Origin of the sequence: Okeania sp. KiyG1 (assembly GCF_014132355.1) — a bacterium.
Lineage (GTDB): Bacteria > Cyanobacteriota > Cyanobacteriia > Cyanobacteriales > Microcoleaceae > Okeania.
Genome location: NZ_BLZO01000143.1, coordinates 33,017 through 42,393 on the forward strand (window position 1 = coordinate 33,017; position 9,377 = coordinate 42,393).

The window sequence follows — 9,377 nt, forward strand, 5'->3', positions numbered from 1 at the left end:
AATGTCACCCTTGTTGCTAAATCTTGTCGAAAATCGACAAATTTTCAAAATATTTTTGTCAACATCTGCTGAAAAGCTTGTTATATATAGGTTTTAGATTATTGTTGATTTTTGTTAAGCAAGTGTCGATTATCGACAACAGGATTTATTGGGTATGCAATATTTGGTGATATAAGTTATTAACGGAAATTGATATGGAAGGTCTTTTTTTTAAAGATGAAGTATCCTCCTTGGTTTCAGGAGATGGCTATTTTGGGGTAGGCGATGTTAGTGGCGATATAGCTGCCGCTAGGCTCCGCCAACGCTTATTACCTAGTGATGAATTTAACAGTAATTTATACCCAAATCTTCTAGATACTTTGGCGGATAATGCTTTGCCAATAGTCCAAGATTTGCTGCAAAATTTCTCCAGTAAACCTGATTTTAAAGAGCAAATGAAGTTGGCTTTTGGAGATAGTTATGACGTTAGTAAGGCTGATGTTTTAATTGGTGCTTGGCAAGATGAAAGTTTAGAGTTTTTGCCAAAGATAAAAATTGTTTCTGAAGGTCAAATTAATGGGGCGAATGGTGCTTTTGCTGGAGAGACAGAGACAATTTATTTAGCTGAAGAGTTTGTGTCGGAAAATTTGGGGAATGTAGAGGCGATCGCTTCTGTAATTGTTGAGGAGTTTGGTCATTATTTTGATGGAGAAGTTAATAGTTTTGATACTCCTGGGGATGAAGGAGAAATATTGGCCAATTTTGTTTTGGGCAAGGAATTGAGTGCGGATGAGTTTTTGCGGATGAAAGTCGAGGATGATTGGGCGATCGGCTTTTTGGATGGGGAGATGGTGAGTATTGAGCAGAATTTTGTAATCGAAGATAGCACTCTTGATTTTTTTGCCAGAGATGTCGGTGTCTGGAATAATGGCTTTGATGGTAATTTTGAAGAAGCTTTTGGAGGAGACCTAAACGTACCATTCAACTTAAATTTACCTCCTGGTTCCCCAATAGGTATTGTTGGATTGGCTGGAAACCTTCAGGCATCGTTAGGTATAATTCCTTTTGCCAACATTGGTAATCTTGGGCAAGCGTCCTTTGATTATCCAATCAATATAAGCGTAGAACAGTCGGAGAGAAATTTAGGTAATGGAGAAAACTTTTCACTGGACATACCGTTTACAGTTGACAACGTATCATTTAGTGGCTCTGGGTTGAATCTACTTAATGCAGGAATCGATCTAGAGTATGGCATAGGTCCAATTAATTTTGATAGATTTACAGTTGGAAATACACCTTTTGGTTCTCTTTTTGAGGTGGATATTCCACCAGTAGAGTTTGAGGGTTTTCAACCAGATAGAGCTAGTTTAGTTGGTATTGGTCTAGCACCTGTTGGAGCTGAAGCAAATTTTCTTGACTTTTTTAAGGCAAGCATTCAAATTCCTGACATTAAACAATTGACAGTACAACAACCAGAAGTAAGTCTAGGGGAACTACCTGTTATTGAGGGCAAAGGACAAGGAAATTTTGCAAGTTTACAAGGCGATTTAGATGCAGCGGCAGCCACGTTATTCCCACAGTACCGTGCTTTAAACCTTGCTTTTGAACAGGCAAATAATGCCATCAGAGTGGAACGAGGTGGCCAAATTATCGCTGGTCAATTAAATGGGTTAGGGTTCGATCTCAAGATTCCTGGTGGTCGAGAAGAAAGGAAGTTTTTAAGCTTGAGCCTTGACCTTTTAAATTTGACCGCAAATTTGGGATTAGGTATAGAGCAAATATTCAGACTTAATAATCCCAATGTTGATGTCACTATATCTGTAGATAGTGGAGAAGTTGATGGTTCCACAACAGAAGTAACAAAACCTCTAGGAGAAAGCTTCTCCTTGACAACTCCATCTTCTGATACGGGAGTAATGGAAGTAACAGCCAGGTACAATTTAGCTGGCGATCTAGAAAACCAGGTCGATTTGATCACTCAAGGATTTTTCCAGGCTGATGTGTTAAAGGGTGGATTATCTTATAAATTCGGAAACGCTATTGGTACATCAGGTTCCCTAAATTTTAGTCCTCTGTTTACTGATAAGTTTTTTGAAAGCCAGGGTAATTTACAAACCATAGTTGGTCCTTCAGAATCTAGTCCTTTAATTACAATTCCTTCCTTTAATATTGATGAAATTGGCGGTCAAGAAGATGGAACTAAAAACCTAGAAATTGAAAGAACCTACTACATCCCCTACGGAATGCCTGTATCCATCTCAGATGCCAGCGTCACCGAGGGAGAAACTTTACAATTCACAGTCACTCTAACCGAAGCATCCGATGAACCAGTCAGCGTTAATTACAGCAGCGAAAAAGGTAGCGGCACAGTTAGCTTTGCCCCTGGAGAAACTACCCAAATAATTGAAATACTAACACCAGACGATACAACAGAGGAAGACACCGAGACCTTTGAAATATCCCTCAATAACCCTAACGGTATCAGCTTCCCAGAAAACTTACCAAACGGCGAATCTACAATTACCGCTACAGGAACAATTTTCGACAACGACGAACCACCTCCAAACCCAGATGGCAGTGCTTCTAGCTTTGGCGACCCCCATTTAGTCACCTTTGACGGCTTGCAGTATGATTTTCAAGCAGCAGGGGAATTTATCGCAGCAAGATCCGATAGTGGCGATTTAGAAATTCAAGTACGACAAAGACCCTTTCGCGATCAACCCGTTTCTGTTAACAGCGCCCTGGCAACTAAAATTGGCGACCAACGCATTGAATTTTACGCAGGTGAAAGTCCTCCCGTTCGCATTGATGGTCAACCCCGAGAAATCTCTAATAATAACTCAATTCAACTGGGTGAAGGCCGTATTTTCCGCAGGGGAGATATCTATACAGTAGTTTATCCTACAGGCGATCAGATGGAAGTCAACACAGGTCGCAGTTTCCGAGGAGTAGAGCTTTTGAATTACAATATCTTCCTCAATGAAGACAGAACAGGTACAATTTCAGGCATTCTCGGCAATAATAACGGTGAGACCAACGATGATATTGCCCTCGCTGACGGAACTGTCCTGGAAAGACCTTCCCGAGAAGAGTTGTATGGTAGTTACGCTGATAGCTGGCGCGTGACTCAAGAAAACTCCCTATTCGACGACGAAATCGGCAGTCTCGCAGTTCCCGGATTTCCCGAAACAGATATTACCGTTGAGAGCTTGCCAGATGAAGAGGTTGCCAGAGCTAGAGAATTAATAGGCGATCGCATTACTGACCCCGCTCTAATTGACTCAACCATAATTGATTTAGTATTAAGTGGTTTTGACGAGTCATTTATAGAATTTGCGGAACAAGTATCGAGAACCCCAGAAACTAGCATTATCATCGACATCGAACCAGAAGCAGTTCCTGATACAGCTATCACCGCTATCAACACGCCAAATGTCATTAATGTCCTTGCCAACGACATCTCTACTCAAGGAGTCCCCTTATCCCTAGAAACTTTCCCAGAAACTTCAGCCGGAGGAGGCACTATTACTCGTAGCGACAATGGTACTCCTGAAGATACAACCGACGACCAACTAATCTATACTCCACCCATCAACTATAGCGGTACGGACACCTTCCAATATACCATCAACGATGGAGACGAAACTGCCTCCGGAATTGTTACCATCAACATTCCTGGTGTTAACCTTGGCAACTTTGATAATGGCTTTACAGTCAACGGTGCTAACCAAGGTAGTTTCTCAGGAGCATCTGTCAGCAACATCGGTGACTTCAATGGCGACCAAATCGACGACTTTATTGTTGGCGCTTTAGGTTCCGCCCCCAACGACAGCACTGCAGCAGGAGAAGCTTATGTCATATTTGGCACTGATAACGGATTACCATCTGACCTTGACTTAGCCAACCTAGGAAATAACGGCATCGTTCTCCAAGGTATTGAATTTCAAGGTTTACTAGGCAGTGCAGTTAGTGAAGCAGGAGACGTCAATAACGATGGAATTGACGACTTAATAATTGGAGCCATCGGTGCCACTGCTAATGGTAACAATAATGCAGGTAAAGCCTACATTGTCTTCGGCAATACTCAACTCCCGGTAATTATTGATATTTCTCAACTAAACGGTTTCAATGGGTTCATTTTTGAAGGCATTGACGAATTTGATTACGCAGGTCTCGCAGTTGGTGGTGCAGGAGATATCAACAATGACGGCATTGACGACTTATTTGTTACTGCTCCCGGTCCCCTGAGCAACCCTCCCAGTCGCAGTTATATCATTTATGGTAGCGACACCGGATTTCCTGCAACCATCAATGCTTCACAATTCAACGGTTTCAATGGCTTCGTTATTACCGATTCAGAAGGTGAAGCTGGCAGTACCGTTAACAATGCAGGAGATGTCAACAATGACGGCATTCCTGACTTAATTATTGGTGCTGATGCTAACTTCACTGACAGCTATGTAATCTATGGTGGCTTTGCCTATCCTGGTTTTGTTGAACTATCCAGCACCATTAATGGCACCAACGGTTTTGTGCTTACAGGTATTGACGTACAAAACTCCGATGGTACAACAGTACAAGGTGTAGGAGATGTGAACAATGATGGCATAGATGATATCATGGTTGCAGTTAGTGGCACAACTATTGTTGACAACCTACCTATAACTAAAGGTTATGTTGTTTTTGGCAATCCCTCATTACCTTTCCAGTTCGATCTATCTACTCTCAACGGTAGCAATGGTTTTGTGATTAATGATTTCAGCATTGATGACATCGTAGGTTTCTCTATTGGTGAAGTGGGAGATTTTAACTTAGATGGAGTTGATGACATTCTTATAGGTACCTCTCAAGCAGACACTAATAATATTAATGCAGGTAAAGGTTATGTAGTGTTTGGTAAAAGCGACGGTCTATTTCCTGCCAACATTGAGTTATCTACTCTTGGAAGTCAAAATGGTTTAGTTTTCAATGGTTCTGAGATTGATGATTTAACAGGTACAAGTATTGATGGTGCAGGTGATGTCAACAATGACGGGGTTAATGATTTAATTATTGGTGCTCCAGGCAGCTTATTTAATGATGCACCAGGCAAGAGTCATGTAGTATTTGGTAATAGTAATTTTGGTAGTTCTACAGCTTTTGTTTTTGATGAAGCTTATTACCTGACTCAAAATCCAGATATTGCCACCTCAGTTGCTAATGGTGCATTCAGGAATGGATTAGACCACTTTAGCGAATTTGGTGTAGAAGAAGAACGTGATTTCCGAGTTTTATTATTCAATGAAAATTACTATTTAAGTCAAAACCCAGATGTTGCTAATTTGATAGCTAATGGTGAATTTCAAAATGCTTTAGAACAGTTTACTCAAGTTGGGCAATTTGAAGGTCGTTTACCTAGTCCTTCGGAAGCAAATTCTGTTTCTTTAAGGTTTGACGAAGATTACTATTTGAATCAAAATCTTGATGTAAATAATTTAGTGAAACAAGGTCTATTTAGCAGTGGATTTGAACATTATCTTGAAATAGGTCAATTCGAGCAACGGCAAATAGCAGCATAGTTTTCAGGACTTACGCAAATTCACCTTGAAAACACTATATGTAGGGGCGAATGGCATTTGCGTTCCACAAAGCTCCGCTAACGCCCCACTGGATTTAATGTCAGTGCGTAAGTCCTGGTTTTTTTAAGGCGATCGTAAACTGCCATAAAGTTTAATATCTTTAATATTGTGATAAGCGATCGCTCTACTACTCACCAAAAGCGATCGCTTTCTCTTTACTTACGCATGGACACTAAATCCAGGGAGGGCGTTAGCGGCAGCTCTGCGTTAGCAAATGCCATTCGCCCCTACATATTATTCTGAACCAACCATAGAATCACGTTCCGCTAGTAGACGACGTAATTCTTGTTGCCGAACGCTATCAAGTGGAAAATTCCAGATAGCGATCGCTGCTATAAGACTAATTGGGATAGGAACACAAATAAACATATATTTAAGCGCCTCAATTGCTGCGGGAGTATTTGTACCTCCAGGAACAAAACCAATCCAATCTAGAATGGGGTACACTATACCAACTCCCAAAGCAGAACCAACTTTATTAGTCATGGTCAACAAAGAATAGTACAAACCTGTACGCTGTGTACCAGATTCCAGATTATCATGGTCTGTAACATCTGCCATGATCGAGCGTAACAAAAATGCTCCCGCACCAGATTCGATGCCAAAAAGAATATTAACTAAAGCATAGAGCCATAAATTCCCTGGTTCAACTAGCAATAAAGTAGCGATAATTATACAACCATAAATTTTAGCAACACCAAAAGTCCGATGCTTCTCCAAGCTATAACTAAGACGCATCCAGAAAGGAATGCCACAAAAACTAGCGATGAAATAGAGTAAAAGCATCAGACTAGACCATTGACCTAGATCCATGGCATAAGTAACAAAAAAAATGTAGATTGAACCAATAATTCCAGGAGCAAGACCAATCATGACATTTGCCAGTAGGACTCGCATTAGTAACTTGTTTTTGAATAGTAGAGAAGTTGACCTGACTAAACCAAGTTGAGGTGATGGTGTCACAGGTCTTTCTTGAACATTACAAACAGCGATCGCTACAGTAATAGGCAGTAGTATAATAGTAAACCAACCCATAGCAGCAACTTTATTCCCAGCATCAACACTCCCCGTCTGCTCAAGAATAGCTGGAAGTATCAAGACAGCTAACATTCCAAAGACTAGAGCAAATTCTCGCCAACCTTGAATTCTTGCTCGCTCATAATAATCAGATGATAATTCTGCACCCCAAGACATATGAGAGATACTCAACAGAGTCCAACCCACATAGAGCAGCAACATCCAAAATAGAAGATAATTTCCTGCGATAGGAGCTTCGGGAATAAATACTTTGTAAACGCAAATCATTAAAATAGGAACAGATAATATAATCCAATGACGGCGACGCCCAAGAGGAGTTGTCACTTTATCGCTGAGAATGCCAAGAACTGGATCGGTAAAAACGTCCCAGAAACGGGTAATCATAAAAATTGTGCCCACCAGAGAAAGGCCAAGTCCCATTTCTTCTGCATAAAAAGGGGGGAGGTAGACCATAAGAGGAAGACCAAGAGCGGAAAGGGGTATTGCAGGAGAGACAAAAGCTGCGATAGTTTTTTTGGTCAGATTCATCTTTTTGTATTATTTATGGTCTTGGAGCAAGTATGAAATTATATTTCATTTAATTTTAGTCAGATGAATCAGAAATTACCGAATAATTAATAATTAATAATTAATAATTAATAATTAATAATATAAGAGTTGATAGTTAATAATTATTCATTCAACAATTCACGCCTTGAAGTTTCCCCTTTTAAGGGGATAATATCAAATCCGGTAGCATCGGTGTAATTAGAGGGTGGGGAGTGTGGGGAAGGTGGGGAGATGAGGAGGTAGGGAGATGGAGAGATGGGGTTAGGGGGAGATCAAGAAATATTTGGTAATTGTTGAAGATAGAACATTTTTTACGTGCCGAATTAAACGGATTTGATATCAAATCAAAAAAATCCTTTGAGTCAATCCTATCCGTTTTAAAAAGAGGTAATTATTAATTATTAATTGTTAATTGTTAATTGTTAATTGCTGAAATTAGTTCTATATTTACTTAAGATTAGAGAATTTTTTGGGCAATACCGAGGCGATCGCGATTTTTCAAGAATTTAGAATTTAGAATGCGCGAATTTAGAATTACCTCTCCTTGAAAAGAAGAGGATTGACTAATCATGAAAATTTTTATTTATTATCCCCTTAAAAGGGGAGGCTTTAAACCACAATATTTCGTTCAATAATTGATAATTGATAATGGATAATTGATAATTACCTCTCCCTAAAAGGAAGAGGATTGAATAAAAGGAAAAAATTTATTCTCTTGGTCGATTGGATATGGCGCAGGTTTCCTCGCCATCCCTCGACCGCTTTTTTCCCCTTGAAAGGGGAGGCTTTAAACCTGAACTATTTAATTATTTAATTATTTAATTATTAATTCTTCGGTAATTTTATTTGTCATAACCTAAAGTACCAGGAACAATAAAATCTGGTGTTTTAATCTCTGGATGTTTTTTTTAATAACCGATGAATTTTTTGACGAATATACCAGGAACAATAAAATCTGGTGTTTTAATCTCTGGATGTTTTTTCAATTTATAGAGATATATGCCATTGTCGCCAAAAAAAAAGAATGGTTTGAGTCGAAATTTTAAATTTTTCCCAAGCGATCGCTAATATTATGTCCGTTTAAATATACACACTCACTCTTAGGCATCAAATCTTACAGAAAATATAGTAATTTGTCTAGATTAACCCGCCCTACATTTTTGATATTCTCTTACTGTATAATCAAAGATAATTATACTTAAATATTATAACGTTTCTCAGACTAATGAGGTACACCTATCTTTATTTCTATTCTATTCCCTATTCCCTATTCCCTGTTCCCTGTTCCCTGTTCCCTAAAACAACCCAATTTTGTACTTCACCAATATGGGAATTGCTATATCAAAATTATGGTAGAGATATTTAACAATTTATCATCAAATAAAAACGTCAAAATAAAATTTACTAGTGCAGGATGGCAGAAATAACTGACCAGTTACAAAATCCTAAAACAATTACAAATCAATACTTTTGACTTTTGACTTTTAACTTTTAACTTCCGCGTAGCGGCACTAGATAATTAATAGAAATCATCGAACAAATATCAACAATTTTAATTCCCTCATGTCTGCTAAAGTAAAACTTACTATTATCCAAGGAAGTATGATCGGCAAAGAATTTATCTTTGAAGAACGAACTACCTGTATTATGGGTCGTCATCAAGACTGTAGACCCAGACTACCTAGTGATGAACAACATCGTACAATTTCTCGTTATCACTGTCTACTTGATATTAATCCTCCAGATATACGAGTGCGTGATTTTGCCAGTAAAAATGGTACTTATGTTAATGGTAAAAAAATTGGGCAACGTCAATCTGAGCATCTCCCTGAAACAACAACAAAAAATAATTTTCCTGAATATGAATTAAAACCAGGAGACCAAATTCAATTGGGAAATACTATTTTTCAGGTTAGTCTTGAAGAAGAAACAGAGATGCCTCCAGAAATGCTTGAGGAACCAAAACCTTGGCAAGCAAAAACAGTTGAATTATCAACTTTAGCACCAACTTTAGGAGATTCTACTATAACTACAATTGCTGGTTATACTACACTTAATTTATTAGGAAAAGGTGGCTGTGGAGAAGTTTATTTAGCTAGAAATAATCATACTCAAGAGTTAATAGCTTTAAAAACAATGTTGCCAGAAGTCACAAATAATCCTAATGCTATAAATCGTTTTTTGAGAGAAATA

Annotated in this window: 3 protein-coding genes; 2 read left to right on the forward strand and 1 reads right to left on the reverse strand. The window is 38.7% G+C overall.

The window, feature by feature from the left end:
• Positions 1-194 precede the first annotated feature (194 nt).
• Complete coding sequence (locus SAGCYANO_RS33665) at positions 195-5,537, forward strand: VWD domain-containing protein (protein WP_202224026.1); 5,343 nt, start codon at positions 195-197, stop codon at positions 5,535-5,537.
• A 294-nt stretch (positions 5,538-5,831) separates the two neighbouring features.
• On the opposite strand, the gene SAGCYANO_RS33670 is transcribed toward SAGCYANO_RS33665, so the two are convergent.
• Complete coding sequence (locus tag SAGCYANO_RS33670) at positions 5,832-7,163, reverse strand: MFS transporter (RefSeq protein ID WP_202224027.1); 1,332 nt, start codon at positions 7,161-7,163, stop codon at positions 5,832-5,834.
• 1,584 nt (positions 7,164-8,747) lie between these two features.
• On the opposite strand from SAGCYANO_RS33670, the gene SAGCYANO_RS33675 reads away from it, so the two are divergent.
• Positions 8,748-9,377: FHA domain-containing protein (locus SAGCYANO_RS33675; RefSeq protein ID WP_202224028.1), on the forward strand; the 630-nt coding region annotated here is incomplete at its 3' end.